This is a genomic window from Streptomyces sp. BL1 (genome assembly GCF_057628045.1).
This window is the reverse complement of sequence record NZ_JBXYWZ010000002.1, coordinates 1,387,786-1,409,551: the sequence shown is the minus strand read 5'-3', so window position 1 is coordinate 1,409,551 and position 21,766 is coordinate 1,387,786. Positions and strand designations below refer to the sequence as shown.

Below are 21,766 nucleotides of genomic sequence, written 5' to 3'. Positions count from 1 at the left end.
ATGAAGCACACACGGATCCGGCGTCCGAACATCTTCGCCATCGTCGAGGCCCTGCTGACGCTCGCGTCGCTGGCCCTGGTCGCGGTGACCATGGGCAGCCAGCTCGGGGCGATGCTCGGCCTGCACAACCTGCTGGGCGACATCGTCGCCTGGTCCGTCGCCCTGGTCTTCGACGCGCTGTGGATCGGCGCGCTGCGCATGTCCGAGCAGGCCATCCGGCAGCGCTCGGTCCTCGGCACGACGGTCATGCTCGGCATCGCCGCGGCGGCCGTGGCCGGTTCCACCGCGATCCTGCTGTTCATGGGGCACGTGGCTGTCTTCGCCCTGGCGCCGGTCGCTGCCGCGGCCTTCATGGGGCTGCGGCTGTTCGCCGAACACACCCTCGCCGACCCTGCCACCTCGCTGCGGATCGCCGAGGACTCCGCCGCCGACCGCAACGCGGCCGCGCAGGCCCGCTCCGAGGCCCGTCGGCTGCGGGCCGAGGCCGAGCGGGACGTGGTCCACGAGACCGCCGGCCACCTGGCCGAGGCAGAGCGTCAGGCCGTACGGGCCGGGATCCTCACCAAGACCCAGAAGAAGATCAACAAGGCGCGGTCGAAGGCCGAGGACCGGCTGAGCAAGTCCGAGGACAAGCACGGTGACACCGCCGTGGCCTTCACCGCGCGGACCCTGGACGTCCTTACCGAGCACCCGCCGATCACGGAGGGTGTGACAGGAGGAGTCACGCAGGTCAGCGGCCAGATCGAGGCCGCGACACCGGAGGCTGTCACACCCGTGTCACACCCCGAGACACCCGTGACAGCAGACGCCGCGCCGGTCGCGACGCTGGAGGAAATGGCCGCGGTCGCCGGGGTCGCCACCCCGCGGCCGAGCGAAACGCTGAACGAGGCTCAGGTCGAGGTGGTGCTGCGCCAGCTGCGGCACACCAGCAACCCGCCGCGCTCCTACCGGACGGCCGTCGACGCGTTCCGCGACGCGGGCTTCGTCGGCGGCGAAGCCAAGATCCGCAAGGCCTGGGGGCTGCTCGTCTCCCAGGAAGAAGAGATCACCACCAGCGGCAACGCAGCCGAGACCGACGGCTGACCGAGCAGTCCAGCATTCACAGCGGGGCCCCTCCACGCCAGATGTGGAGGGGCCCTCGCTGCGCCTGCTGGAAGGCAGACGAGATGCACCGACCGCGGCGCAGACGCGGCGAGCGACCCGGCGAGCGGAACGTACGCAGACCCGGCACGCAGGCCCGCTGAGCACCGCACACCCACCCCACCGATCAGTTGAGGAGGAGACTCAGCGTGCCCCAGACCGCAGAACGTGGCCCGGCGGCGGCAGAGCCGCCGCCGCCGCGCGCGGACGCGGCTGCCCGCCCCGCCCCTTCCCCTGCCGGGAAGAGAGGCGGGCGGAAGCTGTCCGAGGAAGAGAAGTGGGTCGTCGGCGGCCTGGCGGTGACCGTCCCGGTCGCCGCGTTCCTGCAACGCGCCGCGTTGGAGCGCTGGTTGGTGGACAACCGCGTCTGGCTGCTCGGCATTGCCGTGCTCGTGCTCGGCTCCTGCGTCGTGGCGATGGTGCGGCGCCACCGCGCTACCAAGCGGCCCAAGAAGCCCCGGAAGGCCGCCGCGATGGCACAGGAGGCGCCCGCGGCCTCTGCGGATCGGGGCGCGGTGTCGGGGGTGGTCTCGCTGTTCAAGGAGAACGCGAACTCCCCGGAGACTGCACCGGAGTCGGCGCCGGACGATCCGGTGCAGGCGGCCGAGTCGGGCGCCGTGGCACCGACGGCCAGCACCGACCCGGTCCCGGCCCCGGATGACCAGGCGCCGGCGCTCGCGGCCCGGCTGAAGCTGGATTACGGCAGCGGGAAGCCGCGCACGGTGCGGCGCGGCCGGGTGGAGCTGGGGATGGAGTGGGTCATCGAGCTGCCGCCCGGCGGCATCTACGGTGACCTGGCCTCCAAGTCCGACAGGATCATCTCCTGGCTCGGGGTCCATGCCGAGCACTTCACGATGCGTCCAGGCAGCACCACCCGGGAGGTCGTCCTGCTCATCCTGGACGAGCCCCTCTACAGCCGCGTCCCGGCCCTTCCCGACCCCGTGGACGCGCAGCGGCGGGGCGTGCTGCCCGTCGGCTACGACATGCACGGCCGCATCGTGGAGATCCCCACCCCTGTCGGCGTCACCCAGATGCTGGTGGCGGGCTCTACCGGCGGAGGGAAGACCGAGGAGCTCAAGTGGCTCGCGTACTTCTTCATCCGCAACGGCTGGGACCTCATCATCATCGACGGCAAGGGCGACGGTGACTTCGCCTATCTGCAGCCGGCCTGCCGCATCTATGAGGAACTGCCCGAACACGGCCGCGTGATGGAAATCCTCGACATGGTTGAGGAGGAACACCTGCAGCGGGCCGCGGCCAACAGCGCCTCGGTCCGTTCCGGCAACGGGAAGGTGAGGCACCGGCCGCTGCTGTTCATCATCGACGAGGTCAGCACCTACACCGACGAAGCCCCCAACAAGCAGAAGGAGAAGTTCCAGCAGAAGCTCAAGCCCGTCTCCCGCAAGACGCGCTCGTCCAACATGCTCATGGTGCTGGCCACGCAGAATCCGAAGTCCGAGGTCATCGACACCGGTATCCGCGGAAATGCGCGGGTGCGGATCGCGTTGGGCTGCGCGGACTCCGGGCAGTCGGATGTGATTTTGGGCAGCGGGACGGCATCGAGCGGACATGATGCCTCGAAGCTTCCTGATGTTCCCGGCAGTGCCATTCTTCAGGTCAAGGACCGCAACCGCCCGCTGCGCGGGCTGATGGTCAGCGACGCGGAACTCAATGCGGCCGTGGATGAGCGCCTGGAACGCGCCCGGGACGACGTAGGGAACCTTCCCGAATCCGCCCGCCTCGTTATCGAGGCATACGGCGACGATGCGTTCCTCTCCACGGTCGAATTCGCCTCCCGGCTGCGCGATTTGGGCGTGGACATTCCCGGCGGGGGCGATGACGCGGCGACAGGGAAGGCCGTTGCGGCCTGGCTGTCCGAGGAGCTCGGCCGGTCCGTGCCCACCGCCCAGGAGGGGCGCACCCGCGGGCGGCATCTGCGCGACATCGTCCCGCTGTGATCCACCGTGCAACGACCGTGCAGCCACTGTGCGGGCACCGTGCACCACCGCTGAGCCCACCGTGTGCGCACGGGGCCGGCACGGTGGCCGCACGGTCCCGCCACGGTCGTCTGCACGGTCTGTGACCTGCATACACACACCTGAAAGGAGCGTGACGTGATGAGGGTGGGCGGAGTCGGCCTGCTCGTCGTCGGATCGTCCCTGATGGCCGTGAGCGCGATGGCCCTGGAGGGCAATCCCGCCGTGAGCGGCAAACAGACCTCGGTGGCCAACCGGATCAAACCCGGCAGCGTGCCGGCCAAGTACGAGCGGCTCGTCAACGCGTGGGGGAATGAGTGCGACGCGCTCTCCCCGCGCATCCTCGCCGCGCAGATCAAACAGGAATCCGGCTTCAACCCCCGGGCCACCTCCCCGGTCGGCGCCAAGGGCATCGCCCAGTTCATGCCCGGCACCTGGACCTCGTCCGGCACCGACGGCAACAACGATGGAAAGAAGGACATCTGGGATCCGGAGGACGCCATCCCCTCGGCCGCGAAGTACATGTGCTCGATATCGAAGGGACTGAAGGGAGTTGACGGCGACAAGACCCGTCTGGCGCTGGCCGGATACAACTCCGGCGCAGGTGCGGTGAAGAAGTACCGCGGCATCCCGCCGTATGCGGAGACGGAAAACTACGTCTCCACCATCATGAAGTCCGCCCAGTCCATGGGTGACAGCGCCTCCAACCAGTCCAAGACGGCCGTGGACGCGGTGAAATACGCGTCCGCGCAGATCGGCAAGGACTACGTGTGGGGCGGCGAGTCGGACGCCGAAGGCGGATTCGACTGCTCGGGACTGACCATGCAGGCCTACGCGAATGCCGGGGTCACCATTCCCCGGGTCGCCGACGACCAGTACAAGCACCTGCAAGACCGTGGCTCCCTGGTCGAGAAGAGCGAACTGCGCTTCGGCGACCTCGTGTTCTTCAGCCAGAAAAAGGGGCACGGCTCCGCGCAGCCCAGCGACATCGACCACGTGGGCATCTACCTCGGCCGCGGCCACTTCCTGGACGCTCCGCACACCGGCGCCAAAGTCCGCATCGAAAAGATGTGGTGGAAGAAGTACATGGGCGCCGGCCGCGTCTACCCCGAGAACGCCCAGAAAACCTGAAAGGAGAGCAGCACCCAGTGATGTGTTACGTCACCGACGAAGGCGCGGCCAACCTCGTTGAAGCCGTACGAGGCTCCGGCACCCTCGCGGCGCTGGCCGGGGTGGTGACCGTGCTGCTGATCGCAGCTCTCGTCTCCTCCCTGGTCGCCCTGCGCGCCGCCCGCGAGATGCGGGCCCTGCGCGCCGAGACCGCCAACTCCCCCCACGGCGGGCCTGTCCCGTACGGCACCACCGGCACGATCCCCGGCCCGAACCCCGGCAAGGAGGCCTGAAATATGAGCAAGTACTACGACACCACCATCCTGGCGGCGAAGGAATGCATCACCAAGGCTGACGGCAGCAAGGACTGCTCCAAGGGCGCCAAGCAGGTCTTGGACACCATCGGCGGCACCAAGCCCGACCTCACGCCGGTCGCCGGTCTGCTGCCGCTGTACCAGATCATTGCCGGCGTCATGCTCGGCGCGGCGCTGCTGGTCATCGCAAGCGGCCTCATCGTGACCGTGGCCCGGGGCGGGTTCGCCGCCGGGTTCAAGAAGGACGGCGGCGCGCTGAAGAAGACAGGCATCACCGGCGGCGGCCTGCTCGTGCTCGCCCTCGGAGTGCTGTTCATCGGCCCGGCCCTGATGACCGCGCTGGGAGGCTAAGAGATGGCAGACCCGTGCGAATGGGTCAGGGGCCCCGCCCGTCGCTACTGCGAGGACGGCGGCGGAGGTGGGGACGGAGCATCGCCCGATGCGGGTGGTGGGTCGAAGGGCGGTGAGTTGGGCGGGTTCATGGATCCGCTCGGGTCGGCCGCCGACTGGCTCTCCGACCAAGCAGCCGCGCTCTACCGGCAGATGAACCAGCTGATGGCGGGCCCCTCCGGGGGCCCGCTTTCTGGTTCGGCCGAGTCGAAACTGAACCTGGTCTACAACCCGGTGGCCGGTATGAGCCTGTTGATCGGGGTGATGGTCCTGTTGGGCGGAGTCACCGTGTGGATGCTCCGCCCCTCGGGGGCCGCGTTCAAGAAGACCGGCCAGACCGGCGGACGCTTTCTGGCGCTGCTCATCGGCGCCTTCGCCGTGCCCGTCCTGGTGCTGGCCGTGGCCGAGTTCCTCCACCAGTTCACCTCCACCCTCTACACCGACATCGGCGAGAGCTCCTTCAAGGGCATGGAGAAGTCCCTGCTCGGCTCGGACGCCAACCCCTTCGGGCGCCTCGCGCAGGCGCTGGTGGCGCTGCTGTCCATCGGCCCGATCTGGCTGGTGTGCAAGCTGGCGCCGCTGCTGGTCGTGGCGGCCGTGGTGTTCCTGCCGCTGGCCGCCGCGTTCGGCCTGCACCGCAACTGGCTGCAGTCGCCCACCCTGCGGCGCCTGCTGCACCTGATGGGCGCCGGATTCGTGGCCAAGGTCCCGGTCACGATCGTGCTCATGTTCCGTCCGCTGCTGCCCAAGGGGGCGCTGACGGATCTGCTGCTGACCGGCGCGGTCGGCGTGGTGTGCGTCTACGTGCTGCTGACCGTCCCGGCCGCCGCGCAGGGCATGGTCGGCGCCATCACGCGCATGCCCAAGGTCAAGGCACGCACCGAGGGCACCACGCAGGTCACCAAGATGCCCGCCGGCCGGGAGAAGCAGGTGCACGCCCAGCGCCTGGCCGACCTCCACGCCCCCGGGAAGCGCCCCTGGCAGGCCCCGGCCAAGCAGGCCGCGGCCACCAAGCAGCAGGCGGCGGACAAGCGTCAGCAGGCGCGGCGTTCGGCACCGGAGTCCGCGCAGGAGGTGACGCCGCCGCCGGTGTCCGAGACCGTCCGCCGCCACCTCACCCCCGTCCCCGACACCCGCGAGAGGAGCCGACGTGAACGAGCGGACGTACCTGCTCGACCCGCTGTACGAGACGGAAACGCTCAAGCTGCCCCCTTCGGCCACTGACCTGGCGGTGCTGGGCTCCGGCGCCGCCCTCAGCCTCACCGGCATGGTGGCCAGCGCCGGAAGCATCACCGGCATGCTGGCCTCTCTGGCCCCCGGCGCACTCGCGGCCGGGGGCTCTTTGGTGAAGCTGGGCGAATCCACCATGGTCGAGCGGCTGGGGCGCCGGTGGGGCCACAAGGCCCGCACCCGGGCCCTGGCCCACAACGAGGAGCACGCGGCCGACCCCCGCCAGGACACTGGCGGGGGTCTCCCCCCACAGGCTCATGTGGCGTTCACCGGCTTCGATGACCTGACCTTCCATGTCCAGGGCGAGCGGGCCTTCGCCCACGGGCGGGGCCGCGCGCTCGCCGCCTTCGAGTGGGTTACCGACGGCGCGGCCGTCCAGGACCCCGGCCATTTGCACCGTGCGCACGATGAGTTGGCGGACTTCCTGGAGTGGGTGGCCGCCACCGGACCCGGCGCGTGCGTGCGCATCGTCCACCAAGTCACCCCCTACGACCAGGAGGAGGAGAGCGACCCGCGGTCGGCCGGCCGGGATGTGCTGGGCGGCTCCTACCGGCAGCTACTCGCCATGGCCGAAGGCGCCTGCGACATCCACACCACGGTCATCGTGCTCTCCGTCCCCGCCGTCGGCGAGGACATCGAGGAGGAGCTTGCCTGGCTGCGCACCGCCCACGCCCAGGCCGGCGCCTGCGGGCTCACCATCGGCCCGCTGTGGGGCAAGGAAGCGTGGATGGCCGCGCTGCCCGAGGAGTTGACCGACGGTCCGTTCAGCGTCCACGCCGACCATTTCGCGTCCGTCGACCGGGTGCATGCCACGGCGGAGGTCACCGACTTCCGCCGCGGCGAGCGCCCCGCCTCCTTCTGGCGGCCGATGGTCACCACCCTGCCCCGCGTACCGCGCACCACGCTGATCGAGTACCTCCCGCAGGACCGGCGCAAGGCCGAACGGCGGTTGGAGACCGGGGAGATGTTGCGTACCGCCACCGCCCGCGACGAGGGAGATGGGCGGCGGGAGAAGACCGCGACCCGCACCGGTCGTCGCGCCGCCGACATCCACGAAGAGGACCTGGCCTCCGGCGCCGCCTACGTGCGGGTGGCCGCGCGCATCACCGTGCACGCCACCGACACCACCCAGCTCAAGGCCTTCCGCAGGGAGGTCGAGCAGACCGCGGTCTCTGCCGGAGCGCACCTGCGGTGGATGGACCAGGAACACGAAACGGGTTGGCGCTCCTCGCTGCCCCTGCCCGGAAGGGAGATCACATGCTGACCACCACCCGGCAGGCGGCCGGCCTCTTCCCCGGCTACGCCAACCGGCCTGTCACCGACGGCGCGTTGATCGGCGCCAGCCTGCTGGATGGCTCGCCGTTCCGCTTCACCGCCGTCGACTGCGACCAGGAGATCCTGCCGTCGACCGGTGTCGCGGTGCTGGGCACGCTCGGCAACGGCAAGTCCACCAACACCAAGGTCATGGCCCTGCGCGACATGGCCCGCCCGCGGCGCCGCTACGCCGTTCTGGACGCCAAGGGCGAGGACGGCGTCGGCGAGTGGAACGGAGTCGCCGGCGCGCTGTCCGTGGCCCCGGTGCGGTTCGGCGAGGGGGTGTGCATGAACCCCCTCGATGCGCGGATCCCGCCGCTGCACCGCACCCAACTCGTCGCCGCGCTGGCCGAACTGGGCGGCGAACGCCCGCTCTCATCGGGTGCGCGGATGGCGCTGGACGCGGCCATGGACACCCCGCAGGCCACGACGCTGTCGGGGCTGATGGGCGCGGTGACCAGCCTTCCGCGCAATGTGCTGCCGGGCGGGTTCACCGACGCGCAGCTGTTGGCGTTCGGTCAGGAAGTCGTGATGGCGCTCAGCCCGTTCGTACGGTCCGCCACCCGCGGCATGCTCGATGGCCCCACCACGGCGGCGTTGGATGAGCGGCTGACCGTCTTCGACTTCTCCAAAATCGACCGCACCTCCATCGCGCTGCCCGCGCTGATGGCCGTGGTCGGCGTGTTCCTGGAATCGGTGTGGCTGGGCCAGGGAGGCGCCGACCACGGCGTGCACTCCACCCTGATCGTGGAAGAGGCCTGGCAGATCCTGCGCCACCCGGCCACCGCGGCGCTACTGCAGCGCATGACGAAGTACAGCCGCCGCGAAGGCCTCGGGGTGACCTCGGTCGCGCACTCGGTCAAGGACGCCAAGAGCGAAGAGGCCAAGGACCTGCTGCGGCTGGCCTCCACCCGCATCTTCCACCAAATGGACGCCGAGGAAGCCGAGTTGTGCCGCGGCATGTTCAGCCTGCCCGACTGGGCCGTCCACCAGATCCCGCAGCTGGGCCGCGGCCAGGCCATCTGGCAGACCGGCCGCCACACCAACCTCGTCCAGACCTTGATCACCGAGTTCGAGGCCCGGCACTGCTTCACCTCCAAGCGCCGCGACGCCGCCCAACAGTCCACGCCCGCCCAGGGCGCTGTGGAGCTGGACAAGTGGCGCTGGGAGCTGCCCCCGAACGTCATCGACCTGACCGGCACGGCCTGACGCACTGCCCCCCCGGGCCGGGCTCCGGCCCGCGGTCTCTGCCGGCTGCCTCCTCCGCCCGTCGCGTACGGGCGGGGACGCAGGGAGCCGGACAGCCCCTCCGCTCCACAACGAGGCACACACACGCGCCCACCCATCGCCGACGAACGCGTCAACCCACCCCGCAGAAGGAGTGAACGCAATGTCGAGCAGCACCGGATGGATCTGCCCCGAATGCGGCGAGCCGGTCGAGGAGGCCGCCCCCGACCGCTGGACGCCGGCCAACGGCCCCGCACCCGCCTGGTCCCACCTCGATGGCGAACCGCTGTGCCCGGTCGTCGGCCCCAACGGCTACGAACCCGCCCAGCCCGCACACGACTGACACGAGCTCTGGCCGAGGCACCCACTCATATCGACCGGGCCGACGGCAGCACCTGACCCCTTGGTCCGACCCATCCCGATCCCTGTGAGGAGTCATCCCATGGCTATGGGAGAAACCCCCATCACCGTCACCGGCAACCTGACCGACGACCCTGAACTGCGCTTCACCCAGTCCGGAGCCGCGCTGGCGCGCTTCACCGTGGCCTCCACCCCGCGCACCTACGACAAGCAGACCAACCAGTGGCAGGACGGCACGTCGATGTTCCTGCGCTGCTCCGCCTGGCGCGGGCTGGCCGAACACGTCACCGAAAGCCTCCACAAGGGCGCCCGCGTCATCGTCTCCGGTCGGCTGCGGCAGTTCGACTGGAAGACCGACGAGGGCGAGAACCGCTCAATGCTCGCCCTCGAAGTCGACGACATCGGCCCCTCCCTGCTGTTCGCCACCGCCACCCCCACCAAGGCCCCGGCCAACGGCAACGGCGGCAAGCCGCAGGGCGACAGCCCGTGGGACACCGGTGCCCCGGCCGCTCCCGCCAACTCCGGCGCCAACCCGCCGTTCTGAGAAGAGGAGCACCGCAGATGACTTCCAACGACTCGGCCCTGGACGCCTCTGTGGCGGTGGAGGCCGCATCCGAGGCGGCAGAGGCCGTACGCCGCCTCAACCACGCCACGCTGCCCGGCAAGCACCCGCACGGCGCCTATCCGGGCGACGTGTACGCGAGCGTGGGGAACCTCGTCGCGCTCACCCGCCGCCTGCCCCAAGCTCTCGACCAGCTGCGCGGCCTCATCGCCACGGTGCACGCCGAAGGGCACCTGACCGCGGACCACGGCGACGTGGCCATCTTCCGGTACGAGCTGGAGGACTTCCTGCGCGCCGCAACCGACGCCAGTCACGTCCTCGGCGACGAGCTGGACCGTGCGCACGGCGCGCTGGGCCCGCTGGGCTACAGCGAATAGCTCCGCCCGGGGGCGGCGGTCATCCCGCCAAGGCGCCCGCCGCCCCCGGCTCCCCGTCCCTCTCGAAATAGGAGGAACCCCGTTGTGCTGACCATGACCGATCTGTCCTGCGGCGCCGGCGGCTCGCCCACCGGCGCCCTCGCGGTTCCCGGCGTCTCCGTGCCGATGGCCGAAGCGATCCGCACCGCGCCCGGACGCGGCCAGGGACGCTCCCGGGACCTGCGCGATGCCCTCCGCACCGAGCGCGAAGAAGGCGCCCGGGCGAAGCAGCGACACCTGACCGATGAGCTCAATGACGCATTCGCCCAGCTCGCCGTCGAATCTGCGTCCGGCGGGCGCCACGTGGAGGTGGCGGCATGAGGTTCCGGCATGACGACGAGCTGACGGTCATGGACTGGTTCTGCGGCGCCGGAGGGTCCTCGCAGGGCATGCACGCCATCCCGGGTGTGCGGATGGCCCGGGCTGCGAACCACTGGCAGCGGGCCATCGAGTCCCACGCCGCGAACTTTCCCGAAGTCGACCACTACCGGGGCGACATCCGCGAGGCCCCGGTGGAGCGGTGGCCGGTGTGCGACATCTTCTGGGCCTCCCCGGAGTGCCCGCAGTGGTCCAACGCCCGCGGCAAGCGCCGCGACTTCCACAACAGCGGCCAGCTCGGCCTGTTCGACGACCCGGAACGGGACGAGGAGGCCGAACGCTCCCGCGCCCTGATGGAAGAAGTCCCGCAGTACCTGCGCGGCGTCATCGAGCGCGGCGGCCTGGTCAAGGCCGGCGTGGTCGAGAACGTCATCGACGTCCGCGCCTGGGACCAGTGGAACCGGTGGATCGGCGAGATCAGCAAGCTCGGCTACACAGTCCGCGTCATCGCTCTGAACTCCATGCACGCCCGCCCGCGTTCGGGCCTGGCTGCCCCGCAGTCCCGCGACCGGCTCTACGTCGCCTACTGGCACGAGTCGTTGGGACGGGCGCCGGACTGGGACAAGTGGCTGCGCCCGGCGGCCTGGTGCTCCTCCTGCGAGCAGTGGGTGGACGCGGTGCAGGCGTGGAAGCGGCCGGGCTGCGACATGGGCCGCTACCGGCAGCAGTACCTCTACCGCTGCCCGAACACCGCGTGCCGCAACAGCGTGGTCGAGCCGGAGGCAGTCCCGGCCGCCGCCGCGATCGACTGGTCGCTGCCCGCGCAGCGCATCGGCGACAAGCCGCTCAAGGAGTTCTTCGCCGACAAGGCCAAGACGAAGTCCCTCGGCCTCCACCCGCTCGCGCCCAAAACCCTGGCCCGTATCCGGGCGGGGCTGGAGAAGTTCGCCGAACCCGTCGTGGTCCCGGCCGGCGGCACCTGGCGCCAGGACGGCACACCCGCCTCCCGGCCGCTGCCCGCCCGCACCACGCGGGAGAACGACGGACTCGCGGTGCCGCCGCTGCTGGTCCCAGTCGAGGGACGGGAGAACAAGGAGGCCGTCCCGGCCACGCTCCCGCTGCGCACCCAGACGGCGCGGAACGAGACCGGGCTGGCCTTCATCGCCGAACTGCGCGGCGGCGGCAGCGATGCCCGGCCGGTCTCGGAGGCGCTGGCCACGGTCACCGCGTCCGGGAACCATCACGGCCTGGTCGTCCCACCGGAGGCGATGGTCATGCGGAACAACGGCAGCAAGGGCGACGGAGGCGAGCACTGCACCCCGGCCGGCGAGCCCATGCGGACGCTGACCACGGCCGGACACCAGTCCCTGGTCACGTGGGAGCCGCTGCTGGTGCCCTACTACGGCAACGGTGCCGCCCGACCCGTCAGCGAGCCGGTCGGCACCCTGCCGACTCGGGACCGCTACGCCCTCGCACGCGGCGCTGGCGTCGAGCTGGACGACGTGCGGTTCCGGATGCTCGAACCGGCGGAGATCGGCCGGGCGATGGCCTTCGGCGACGGCTACACCGTGCTGGGCACCAAGCGCCAACGGGTGCGGCAGTACGGCAACGCCGTCACCCCCAACGCCGCGCAAATCATCGTGTGCGCACTGGTCGAAGCCATCACCGGCACCGCCCTGGACCGCTACGAGGAACAGCCCGCACTGGGGATGGCGGCATGAGCGAGCCGATCGTCTTCGCCGACCAGTGGCGCGCCGTGATGGAAGCCGCGGGCTTCCGCTGCCAGTGTCAAGAGGCGTGCGGCAGCAAGCACACCAAGGGCGACGGGCGTTGCGTGCGCGAGCACGACCAGTACGCCGACAAGCATCACGGCCCCGTCCGCCTGGTCGCCGCCCCCGCTGACCCGACCCTCAGCACTCACGCGGCGGCCGAACTGCCGTCCGCGCAACTGCGGGCCTGGTGCCCCGGCTGCCTCACAGCAGCCACCCGTGCCTCCCGCAAAGCGGCCCGTACCGAGCCCAACTCGGGTCAGGGCGGGCTGTTCGATCTCTGACTCAACGCCCCGGGGGCGGCGGTCATCCCGCCAAGGCGCCCGCCGCCCCCGGCTCTCCGTCCCTGCTCGAAACAGGAGGAACCCCCATCATGCCCCACCCCGACCGCGCCGTGCCGCGCCGCCGGCCGCGTCTGCGCATCCTCTACTCCCCGTGCTGCCCCGGCCTCGTGCTCACCGACACCCCGCGCCCCAACTGCCGGGCCTGCGGCGGTGAAGGCGGCCACCGCTGGGACTACGGCGACAACGAGACGGGCGAATACGCAGGCACCCACTGGGAGCCGTGCCCGTGCTGGGACCCCACCCGAGGCCACACCCTGCTGCCCCTGCCCCGCATCCGTCCGCCGTGGCGCAGGACGCGCCGCAGCGGCTACAGCAGCGAACCGCCCTTCTGACAGCACCGAAGGCGGCCATCGCCGCCCCGGACCGAACAGAGCAACCGAGCAGCACGACAGGAGCAGTTGTGGAAAAGATCCCCGCTATGACCCGCGTCCGCGTCCGCGGCGGACGCCTCACCCACCCCGTCACCAAAGACCAGGACGGCATCGCCCGCACTGCGTGCGGCTCGCGACGGCTACGCCGCTGCGACTGGCCGCAGCCCGCCGTCGAACCCATCACGTGTCCTGCCTGCAAACGCGCACGCGACAAGACGCAGCCCTGACACACCAAGGGCGGCCCCCTCACACCAATGACCGGGCCGCCCTTACCTGTCAGTACATCTCCATAGAGAGCACTGGAGGCCTCCAGCATGACCCAACCCGTACCCGTCCGGCGAGAGGCTCCCCGGCCATCTTCCCGGGCCGAATTCCTGCACACTGCCCTGCGTCTCGCCGCCGACGGCCTGCCCGTGCTCCCTCTGCGCCAGGGCAAGGTCCCGGTCGGGAATTGCCCCGCCTGCGCGCGGAACGCCTGCGGTGGCCGGCCGAACATGAAGACCCCCGGCGCCTGCGCCTGCCCCGCGCCCTGCCACGGCTGGGCCGCCGCCACCACCGACCCGGACATCGCCAACTCGCCTGCGTGGACGCGGGCATGGCGTGCGGCGGCCGCGGTGGCTTACCACCCCGGCGGCGCCGGCCTCACCGTCGTCGACCTCGACCACGCAGACGCCATCGCCTGGGCTCGCGCCACGCTCCCGGCCACCCGGACGGTGTCCTCGACCCGCGGCGAGCACTGGATCTACCGCGGCGCCATGCCGTCCGTGAACGCGGCCCGGGACGGAGTGGACCTCAAGTCCCGCATGTCCTACGCACGTTGGCTCGGCCCAGGCGTCGGCCGCATGGCTCCGCTGCCGGATGCCGTGCGCGCCCTGGCCGTGAGGGAGCTGCCGACGGTCCGGCCGCCGCAGGCCATCACCACGCCCGTGCCGGACGGTGACGGGCAGTGCCCTCACCGCACGCCCGCCTATCTGGAGCGCGGCGTCGCCATGGCCGAGCAGCGCATCACCGAGGCCCGCGAACAGGTGCACGCGACGGTCTACCGCACGTTCCTCGCGGTGCTCTCCGCGCACGGCCGGTGCGGCTGCCTCACCGAGGCGCATGTCGCGCGGCTGTTCGCCGCCGCCCAGGCCAAGGGCGAATCTCCCCGGCACTGCACCGACGCGTGGTCCAACGCCCGTACCAGGTTGGGGCTGTAGGAGATGTCCGAGGAGAACAAGACCCCGGCGCGCGAGGTCATCGCCGACTACGCGCAACGGCACTTCCGCTACTTCCGCACCGCCGACGGGACCGTGTACGCGCAGAAGAACGGGCACCCCGTGGCCCGCCCGATCCGCTCTCAGGGCACCTCGGGCAGCCACCGCCAGGAACTCATGGTCGGCCTCTTCCACGACGGGGTCGGCGTGTTCAACGGAACTTCCCTCAAGGAGGCGTTGGATTTGATCGAAGCACTCGCACTCACCGAAGACGTCCAGCCCGTCCACATCCGCGTCGCGCCCGGGTTCGACGGCGCCACCTGGCTCGACTTGGGCCGCGCGGACGGGCAGTCCGTGCGGATCCACCCCACCGGCTGGGACATCGTCACCCCCGACCCGGCCGAGGTGTGCTGGCGGCGCACCCAGCTGACCGGCGAACTGCCGCTGCCGGCCAAGGACACCGACGGCAAGGGCATCGACCGGCTCCTGAGCCTGTGCAACTTCGCCAACTCGCAGACCGAAAGCCTGGCCATCGCCTGGCTCATCGGCTGCCTCGGCCCGTCCGTGCCCGTCCCGGCCCCCTTCCTCACCGGCCCGCAGGGTGCGGGCAAATCTAGTGGCGGGCGGATGCTCACCAGGATCATCGAGGGCATGAGCGGGGACCTGCGCCGCGCCCCGAAGGACGAGGAAAACCTCATCGCGGCCGTGGCCGCAGGCTGGGTCACCGCCCTGGACAACCTCTCCCACCTGGGCCCGGACCTGTCCGACCTGATGTGCTGCATCGTCACCGGGGCCGAGACCGTCAAGCGCGCCCTGTACACCGACGGCGACGTCACCCTGGCCCGCTACCGCCGGCCGCTGCTGCTGACCGGCATTGACGTGGGGGTCGTACGGCCTGACCTGGCCGAACGCCTGCTGCCGCTGCGACTGGAGCGGCCCCGCGCCCGGCGGACCGAGGCCGAACTGTGGGGGGAGTTCGAGGAAGTCCTCCCCATCATCCTCGGCTCGCTCCTCGACCTCACGGTCCAGGTCCGCGCGGCCGAGGCCGACATCCCCACCGACCTGCGCATGGCCGACTTCGCCCACCTGTGCGCGCAGTTGGACACCGCGACCGGCTTCGGCTCCCTGGCCGCCTACCGGAACAGTCTCGATGACCTCAACGACGACGTCATCGAGGGCGACCTCCTGGCGCAGACCGTGCTGAAGTACGCCGACGGGCTGGAGGCGGGCGGCCAGACCCGGATGAGCTCTGCCGAGTGGCTGCAGCGCCTCACCCTGCTCTACGGCGGCGAGGACTTCCGTTCCTTGCCCAAGGGGTGGCCGACCACCGGCAAGGTCCTCTCCGACCGGCTCAAGCGGCTCCAGCCCACCCTGGCCGCCCGCGGCATCTTTATCGACTGGGGCCGCATCAACAAGGCCCGCTACATCGAGATGACCCGTCAGGCGACACAGCCCGTACAGCAGCAAGAGCCGCTGCAGTGACCGCCGTTCGGCACAAGCAAGAAGAGCACCACGCGACCGCCGGACGTGCTCCTCTTGCTTGTCCGGCGGCGCAGCCGCCGCTGAGAAGGTCGTGCCGCGAAGCGGCTCCTTCTTCGCTCTTGAGGCCACAGCACCCCAACAAACACCCCTCTCTTGTCTGAAGAGAGAGATGCTGCGTCACCTGCGTCACCAGAGGGCCCGAAACAACCTCTGACCAGCCGCAACAGGGGTGACGCAGAGGCCTTGCGGCTGCGTCACCCCGCGTCACCCGCGTCACCCAGTACGAAGGTCTGCGTCACCCGCCGCGCACCTCGCTCGCGCTCGACCGCAGGCACTGCAACAAGCACCCCTCCTTTGTCTGAGGAGAGGAATGCTGCGTCACCTGCGTCACCAGAGGCCCTGAAACGGCCCCTGGCCTGCGGCGAGAGCGGTGACGCAGACGGCATCCGGCTGCGTCACCTTGCGTCACCCGCGTCACCCCGTGACGAAGGCCTGCGTCACCAGTGACGCACCCCCAAACCTCTGCGTCACCGCAAAACAGCAGGTCACGTCTAACAAGTGACGCAGGTGACGCGGTGACGCAGAAAACCGCCCCTCGGACACACGCGCCCGGCCCTTTTCCGCTCGCAAGTCAGCCAGAGAACAGGAGACCTCTTGAGCGAACAGACATCAGGCACGGTTCAAACCGCCCCCGAACAAGGCGACTCCGCAGCTCCACCACGGATGTACTCCGTCGAGGCTGCTGGTCGGACGCTCGGCCTGAAGCGGTCAACGACCTGGGAAGAGATCAGGCTTGGACGCCTCAAGACCGTTCGCGTCGGCCGCCGCCGCTTGGTCCCTGCCGAGTACGTCGACGACTACGTAGAGCTGCTGAAGCAGGAAGCTGCAACGCAACTGGCTGCCTGAACAAACTGAGTTGACTGCTGGCCGAGGCGCGCTCCATCAGGGCGCCTCGGTATCTCGTGACACTGCCGACCCCGCACGGACGGAGAAGCATCATGGCCAAGCAGGCTGACGACCTCCCACGTACGTACTCGGCCGAAGAAGTGGCCACCGCACTGGACTGCTCGGAATGGTGGGTTAAGGAGCAGGCGCGGCGCCGGCGCATCCCGTTCATCCGGAGCGGCAGTGGCTACCGCTTCACGAAGAGCCACGTGGACGAGATCTTCCATCTGCTCGAAGAGCGGCCTGAACAAGGAACAGAAGTGGGGGAGCGCACCGGCACCGCACGCCGACACAGCGCTGCGCCGACCTCCCCACCCGTTGTGCAGCTCCGCGCACGACGTCCACGCCGGGCTGCCCGTAAGGCCGCCTGACCGCACTGCACCGCTCAGGGCGGGGAGCCACACCATGGCTCCCCGCCCTCGTTTGTCTCCGAGGAAGGGATACATGGGGTTCGCTGAGAAGCGCGGCAGCTACTGGCGCGGGCGATTCAAGGTCTCGCTAGGGAAGTACGCCACGGTCACCGACAAGACCGGGGCCGTCATCAGGTTCGCCACCAAGCGGAAGGCCAAGCAAGCCGCCGACGAGGAGGAATCCCGCGTCCGCGGCGGGAGTTGGCGAGACCCGGCACTGGGGCGCATCACCTTCGGGGAGTATGCGAACCGCTGGTACGCCGCCCAAGACCTCGCCGCCTCCAGCATGGAGAGCTACCGGGGCAACATCGAAGGGCACCTGCTGCCGGACTTCCAGGACATCGCACTCGCCGACATCACCAGCACGGACATCGATGCGTGGGAGAAGCGCGAGAAGGAGACGTACGCAGCCAGCAGTGCCCGTGCGTACCGGAAGATGCTGCATCTCATCCTCGCCGACGCGGTCGACGAAGGCCTGATCGACGTGAACCCGGCCACCAAGCGGCGGGGGAGAGGTAAGCGGGCTGGCAGGCCGAGCACCCGGGGTCCAGAGAAGGCGATCGTAAGCCCCCTCTATGGCTTGCTTCTCGCTGAACGTGCGGCGCTGCTGGCAGGCCGCGACGACGAGTTCGTGGCCATGATCCTCAAGCTGTACACGGGGATGCGCTGGGGGGAACTGGTAGGCCTGGAAAAGGAGTTCGTGCGCCCTGACGCCATCCGTGTCGAGTGGCAGCTGTACGAGCTGGATCGCGGGGTGTTCGACCGCTGCCCACCCAAGGACGACAGCTACCGCACCATCGACGTCCCCCGCTGGCTGTCGATTCTGGTGACGGAGCACGTCGCTCGGACTGCTCCGAGCCCCTGCCAGTGCCACGGCAAGACCTACGTCTTCCGTGGCCAGGGCACCGCCTGTACGCGACGTCGCGGCGCCAAGCTCGTGGATGTCGCCCGTCGTGCAGGCGTGTCCACCGGCACGGTCTCCAACGTCCTTAACCATCCCGAGCGTGTAGTTGAGGACAAACGCGTGCGCGTTGAAGCAGCAGTGGCCGAACTCGGGTTCCTGCGGAACGAGGCGCAGCCGACGCCGGCGCCGCACTGGCGGCGCAACGGCTTCGCTACCTGGACGTTCCAGCCGGCAGCCACGGGCTGGTACCCGAAGAAGGCGCCGCAGGAAGCACGCCCGGTGCCGGTGCTCCCTGCCCCGTGGCCGGGTGTTCCGGCGCGGGGCAGGAACGCGGCCGGCCGGGCCGAGGCCTGCTGGGTGCCTCTGGCGCCGGGGCTGACACCGCACGGGCTCCGTCACTCGCACCGCACGCACATGGAAGACAACCTACGGACGGAGAAGGTGCTGATGGATGAGCGCATGGGGCACACCGACACCTCGGTCTCGGCGCAGTACGCGCACGTGACGACCGCGATGCGGGCGCGGCTCTGTGAGGGGCTCACCGAACTGTGGGAGCAGTCCCTGGCCGCGCGTCGGGCGATGAGCCCAGGCTCTCCCGTGAAGGTGCTGGACCGGCTGCTCAGCGCGCGCGGTTAGGGGGTTGCGGGGAGGCAGATTTTCAAGATCTTCTCCCAGATTTCTCCCAACAGGGCCCGCACAGCACTGAGGGCGGGCCTTCCTGTCCAGGAAGACCCGCCCTCACCTGCTCAAACGCTGTCGGGACGGCGGGATTTGAACCCACGACCCCCTGACCCCCAGTCAGGTGCGCTACCAAACTGCGCTACGTCCCGGTGCCCGTCCGGCTCGGGGCTTTCCCCTCGCCGCTCGCGCACAAAGAACAATACATGAAGTGGGGCGGTGCTCGCGCCCACCCCCCACCTGGGGAGTCGTCGGTCGCGGCCGGGTTTGTACAGGTGGCCGGCGGGAACCACGTCAGGCCTGTCCGCAGAGGTCCCCGAGGGGTGGAGGCGACCGTGAGCCGGTCCCGCATCGTGATCGTCGGCGCCGGGTTCGCCGGGTACCGGGCGGCCCGTACGCTGTCCCGCCGGTTCCGTGGCGCGGCGGAGATCGTGCTGGTGAATCCCAACGACTACTTCCTCTATGTGCCACTCCTGCCGGAGGTGGCGTCCGGTGTGCTGGAGCCACGGCGGGTGTCCGTTTCGCTCGCCGGGACGCTGCGCGGAGTGCGGCTCGTCCTCGGCGAAGTGGGCGGTGTCGATCTGGAGGGGCGGAAGCTCACGTACACCGACCCCGAGGGCAACGAGGGGGAGCTGCGCTACGACCGCCTCATCCTGACCGTCGGCAGTGTGAACAAACTGCTGCCGATCCCCGGGGTCGCCGAACACGCGCACGGCTTCCGTGGGATGCCGGAGGCGCTGTACCTGCGTGACCATGTGAACCGGCAGGTGGCGCTGTCCGCCGCGAGCGACGACCAGGCCGAGCGCGAGAGCCGCTGCACCTTCGTGGTCGTCGGCGCCGGGTACACGGGTACGGAGGTCGCGGCGCACGGGAAGCTGTTCACCGACTCCCTCGCGCGCCAGCACCGCAAGGCCGCAGGCGGAACGGGCGGCGCGCTGCGCGACGACGCCAGGCCGCGCTGGATGCTGCTGGACATCGCCCCGAGGGTGCTGCCCGAGCTGGACCGGCGACTGTCCGACACCGCGCACCGCGTGCTGCGCAAGCGCGGCGTGGACGTACGGACGGAGACGTCCGTGAAGGAGGCCACGCACGACGGAGTGCTGCTGGACGACGGGGAGTTCGTGCCGACGCACTCGCTGATCTGGTGCGTCGGCGTACGGCCTGACCCGCTCGTGCAGGAGCTGGGGCTGCCGACGGAACGGGGCCGGCTCTGCGTGGACGAGTATCTGCAGGTGCCGGGCCACCCCGAGGTGCTGGCCTGCGGTGACGCGGCGGCCGTGCCGGACGTGACGAAGCCCGGCGAGTACACGCCGATGACGGCGCAGCACGCCTGGCGGCAGGGCAGGACGGTCGCGCGGAACGTCGCCGCGTCCTACGGGTACGGGAAGCGGGAGCCGTACAAGCACCGTGACCTGGGCTTCACCGTCGACCTCGGCGGGATACAGGCGGCGGCGAACCCGCTGGGGCTGCCGCTGTCCGGCCCGCTGGCCAGCCTCGTGACCCGCGGCTACCACCTGGCGGCGATGCCGGGGAACCGCATACGGGTCGCCGCCGACTGGCTGCTGGACGCCGTACTGCCGCGGCAGGCCGTGCAGTTGGGGCTGGTGCGCTCCTGGTCGGTGCCGCTGGACACCGCCTCGCCGGAGGTCGCCCGGCTGCCGCAGCACTCGCGGGACGGGTGACACCGGAGGGGTGCTGCGTTGCCCGTGAGGGTGACGGAGTTATACACAACTCCCGGGTTATCCACAGAAATCAGGCGGAACTCCCAGCGCAGGGCAATCCTGGCTACCTTCTTTCTCGTGCCCGGCGAACAGCGCCGGACACATCGCCTCGGAAGAGGCGCGGGAAGAGGGGAGGCGGACGCCCATGCACGGAGGACTGCCCATCATCGGGCTCAGCGTGCTGGTGTACGGAACGGTCGGAGGCCTGGCGATACTGCGCGGCGCCCTGCTGCGGCGGGGCGGGCCGAAGGGCGCCGGTGCGAGGCGCGGCGGCCGGAACGGCGGCGGACCGGAGGCACGGGGGAGGGCCGGGGCATGCACAGCGGCGTCACCGTGATCATCCCGGCGCACGACGAGGAGCGGGGGCTGCCCGCCACTCTCGAATCCGTCATGAGGCAGACGGTGCCGGCGGAGCGCGTCATCGTCGTCGACGACGCGTCGGCCGACCGTACGGGCGAGGTGGCCAGAGCGTACGGCGCGGAAGTGCTGCGGCCCCCGCAGAACCTCGGCAGCAAGGCCAAAGCGCAGAACTACGCGCTGCCGCACTGCTCCACCGAGCTGGTTCTCGCCGTCGACGCGGACACCGTGCTCGCCCCGGACTACATCGAGCGCATCCTGCCGGCATTCCGCGACCCGGCGGTGGTGATCGCGGCCGGCTCCGTGCAGACGAGGTTCACCAGAACGGTGTGGGAGCGCGGCCGGTCGGTGGAGTATCTGTTCGGCTTCCACTGGCACAGGCCCATCCAGCAGCTGGCCAACAGCCCGATGGTGTGTTCCGGATGCTGCTCCGCGTTCCGCAGGCGGGAGTTGGAGCGCTTCGGAGGATTCCCGGAGCGCACCATCGTGGAGGACATGGACTACACGTGGTCCATGCAGATCGCCGGACGGCGAGCGCGCTACGTCACGGATGCGGTGGCCTGGGCCGCCGACCCGGAAACCCTGCCCTATCTGCGGAAGCAGGTGTGGCGCTGGATGGCCGGCTTCTGCCAGAACGTCCGGCTGCACACACGCGAGTTGGCGGTGCGCAAACCGATACTCGCCCTGTGGGTGCTGCTGGCCATGGTGGAGATCGTCACCGCGCCGCTGTGGTGGGGCGCGCCGTTCATCCTGACGCTGGGGCTGGGCAGGCCCGTGGGGGAGACCGTGGCCTGGTGGACGGGCGCCGAAATCGCCTTCACCGTCCCGCCGTTGGTCTACGCGGCGCGCAAGCGGGGACTGAAGCTGCGCAAGGTGCTGCTGGACGTGCCCTGCCTCTACCCGGCCAAGCTCGTGAACCTCTGGTACGCGTGGAAAGCCGTACTGGTCGAGCTGGTGCTCGTGCCGCTCCGCCTGTCACAGGGACTGACGGTGTACGAGAAGGGTCGCGGCCCCACCCCGGCGACACCGCCCGCCGTGGCCGGCCCCGCGCGGGTCCCGGCGGGGTGACCCCGCCCGCCCCGCAGGGGTGAGCGGCCGGAGGAGAGAGCTCCGGGGTCGCCCGTGCAGTGGTTCCGGACGCAGAGCGCCGGCCAGCACGGACGACCCCGGCTTCGGGGGAGGAGAGGGGAGGGAGGGCCCCCGGGGAGCCGGTCAGGTTCCGGGAGGCCCGC

At 70.3% G+C, this 21,766-nt stretch carries 22 protein-coding genes and 1 tRNA gene; 22 read left to right on the top strand and 1 reads right to left on the bottom strand.

Going from position 1 to position 21,766, the window contains the following annotated elements:
* From AC3AGO_RS06390 to AC3AGO_RS06295, 20 genes are all read left to right on the top strand, one after another.
* Positions 1-1,083, top strand: a complete 1,083-nt coding sequence (locus tag AC3AGO_RS06390; RefSeq protein WP_487819142.1) for a hypothetical protein — start codon at positions 1-3, stop codon at positions 1,081-1,083.
* Between the two features lie 356 nt (positions 1,084-1,439).
* The gene (locus AC3AGO_RS06385; RefSeq protein WP_487819141.1) at positions 1,440-3,098 is read left to right on the top strand and encodes a type IV secretory system conjugative DNA transfer family protein; all 1,659 of its coding nucleotides are present in this window, start codon (positions 1,440-1,442) and stop codon (positions 3,096-3,098) included.
* Positions 3,099-3,257: 159 nt separating this feature from the next.
* Positions 3,258-4,247: a C40 family peptidase gene (locus tag AC3AGO_RS06380; RefSeq protein ID WP_487819140.1), complete on the top strand. Its 990-nt coding sequence runs from the start codon at positions 3,258-3,260 to the stop codon at positions 4,245-4,247.
* Between the two features lie 20 nt (positions 4,248-4,267).
* Positions 4,268-4,519 carry a hypothetical protein gene (locus AC3AGO_RS06375; protein WP_487819139.1) on the top strand — a complete coding sequence of 84 codons (252 nt, stop codon included), beginning with the start codon at positions 4,268-4,270 and terminating at the stop codon, positions 4,517-4,519.
* Positions 4,520-4,522: 3 nt separating this feature from the next.
* On the top strand, positions 4,523-4,891 hold the full coding sequence (locus AC3AGO_RS06370) for a hypothetical protein (RefSeq protein ID WP_487819138.1): 369 nt from the start codon (positions 4,523-4,525) through the stop codon (positions 4,889-4,891).
* Positions 4,892-5,020: 129 nt separating this feature from the next.
* The gene (locus AC3AGO_RS06365; protein WP_487819137.1) at positions 5,021-6,154 is read left to right on the top strand and encodes a hypothetical protein; all 1,134 of its coding nucleotides are present in this window, start codon (positions 5,021-5,023) and stop codon (positions 6,152-6,154) included.
* Positions 6,081-7,424, top strand: a complete 1,344-nt coding sequence (locus AC3AGO_RS06360; protein ID WP_487819136.1) for a hypothetical protein — start codon at positions 6,081-6,083, stop codon at positions 7,422-7,424. The genes AC3AGO_RS06365 and AC3AGO_RS06360 overlap by 74 nt, the downstream gene beginning before the upstream one ends.
* Positions 7,418-8,683, top strand: a complete 1,266-nt coding sequence (locus AC3AGO_RS06355) for a hypothetical protein (RefSeq protein ID WP_487819135.1) — start codon at positions 7,418-7,420, stop codon at positions 8,681-8,683. The genes AC3AGO_RS06360 and AC3AGO_RS06355 overlap by 7 nt, the downstream gene beginning before the upstream one ends.
* A 181-nt stretch (positions 8,684-8,864) precedes the next feature.
* On the top strand, positions 8,865-9,044 hold the full coding sequence (locus AC3AGO_RS06350) for a hypothetical protein (protein ID WP_487819134.1): 180 nt from the start codon (positions 8,865-8,867) through the stop codon (positions 9,042-9,044).
* Positions 9,045-9,143: 99 nt separating this feature from the next.
* The gene (gene ssb / locus AC3AGO_RS06345) at positions 9,144-9,605 is read left to right on the top strand and encodes a single-stranded DNA-binding protein (protein WP_487819133.1); all 462 of its coding nucleotides are present in this window, start codon (positions 9,144-9,146) and stop codon (positions 9,603-9,605) included.
* 17 nt (positions 9,606-9,622) lie between these two features.
* Complete coding sequence (locus AC3AGO_RS06340) at positions 9,623-10,000, top strand: hypothetical protein (RefSeq protein ID WP_487819132.1); 378 nt, start codon at positions 9,623-9,625, stop codon at positions 9,998-10,000.
* Between the two features lie 84 nt (positions 10,001-10,084).
* Complete coding sequence (locus AC3AGO_RS06335; protein ID WP_487819131.1) at positions 10,085-10,360, top strand: hypothetical protein; 276 nt, start codon at positions 10,085-10,087, stop codon at positions 10,358-10,360.
* Positions 10,357-12,078: a DNA cytosine methyltransferase gene (locus AC3AGO_RS06330; RefSeq protein ID WP_487819130.1), complete on the top strand. Its 1,722-nt coding sequence runs from the start codon at positions 10,357-10,359 to the stop codon at positions 12,076-12,078. The genes AC3AGO_RS06335 and AC3AGO_RS06330 overlap by 4 nt, the downstream gene beginning before the upstream one ends.
* On the top strand, positions 12,075-12,410 hold the full coding sequence (locus tag AC3AGO_RS06325) for a hypothetical protein (RefSeq protein ID WP_487819129.1): 336 nt from the start codon (positions 12,075-12,077) through the stop codon (positions 12,408-12,410). The genes AC3AGO_RS06330 and AC3AGO_RS06325 overlap by 4 nt, the downstream gene beginning before the upstream one ends.
* 89 nt (positions 12,411-12,499) lie before the next feature.
* Complete coding sequence (locus AC3AGO_RS06320) at positions 12,500-12,802, top strand: hypothetical protein (RefSeq protein ID WP_487819128.1); 303 nt, start codon at positions 12,500-12,502, stop codon at positions 12,800-12,802.
* A 353-nt stretch (positions 12,803-13,155) separates the two neighbouring features.
* Positions 13,156-14,040 carry a bifunctional DNA primase/polymerase gene (locus AC3AGO_RS06315; RefSeq protein WP_487819127.1) on the top strand — a complete coding sequence of 295 codons (885 nt, stop codon included), beginning with the start codon at positions 13,156-13,158 and terminating at the stop codon, positions 14,038-14,040.
* Positions 14,041-14,043: 3 nt separating this feature from the next.
* Complete coding sequence (locus AC3AGO_RS06310; RefSeq protein ID WP_487819126.1) at positions 14,044-15,519, top strand: ATP-binding protein; 1,476 nt, start codon at positions 14,044-14,046, stop codon at positions 15,517-15,519.
* A gap of 654 nt (positions 15,520-16,173) precedes the next feature.
* On the top strand, positions 16,174-16,425 hold the full coding sequence (locus AC3AGO_RS06305; protein ID WP_487819125.1) for an excisionase family DNA-binding protein: 252 nt from the start codon (positions 16,174-16,176) through the stop codon (positions 16,423-16,425).
* A 92-nt stretch (positions 16,426-16,517) separates the two neighbouring features.
* Positions 16,518-16,835 (top strand): helix-turn-helix domain-containing protein, encoded by a 318-nt coding sequence (locus AC3AGO_RS06300; RefSeq protein WP_487819124.1) that lies wholly within the window; start codon positions 16,518-16,520, stop codon positions 16,833-16,835.
* Between the two features lie 73 nt (positions 16,836-16,908).
* Positions 16,909-18,414 (top strand): tyrosine-type recombinase/integrase, encoded by a 1,506-nt coding sequence (locus AC3AGO_RS06295; protein WP_487819123.1) that lies wholly within the window; start codon positions 16,909-16,911, stop codon positions 18,412-18,414.
* A 120-nt stretch (positions 18,415-18,534) separates the two neighbouring features.
* Here the strand turns inward: AC3AGO_RS06295 and AC3AGO_RS06290 are convergent.
* A tRNA-Pro gene (locus AC3AGO_RS06290) sits at positions 18,535-18,608 on the bottom strand.
* Positions 18,609-18,791: 183 nt separating this feature from the next.
* On the opposite strand from AC3AGO_RS06290, the gene AC3AGO_RS06285 reads away from it, so the two are divergent.
* The gene (locus AC3AGO_RS06285) at positions 18,792-20,138 is read left to right on the top strand and encodes an NAD(P)/FAD-dependent oxidoreductase (protein ID WP_487819122.1); all 1,347 of its coding nucleotides are present in this window, start codon (positions 18,792-18,794) and stop codon (positions 20,136-20,138) included.
* A 354-nt stretch (positions 20,139-20,492) separates the two neighbouring features.
* On the top strand, positions 20,493-21,602 hold the full coding sequence (locus AC3AGO_RS06280) for a glycosyltransferase family 2 protein (RefSeq protein WP_487819121.1): 1,110 nt from the start codon (positions 20,493-20,495) through the stop codon (positions 21,600-21,602).
* Positions 21,603-21,766 lie beyond the last annotated feature (164 nt).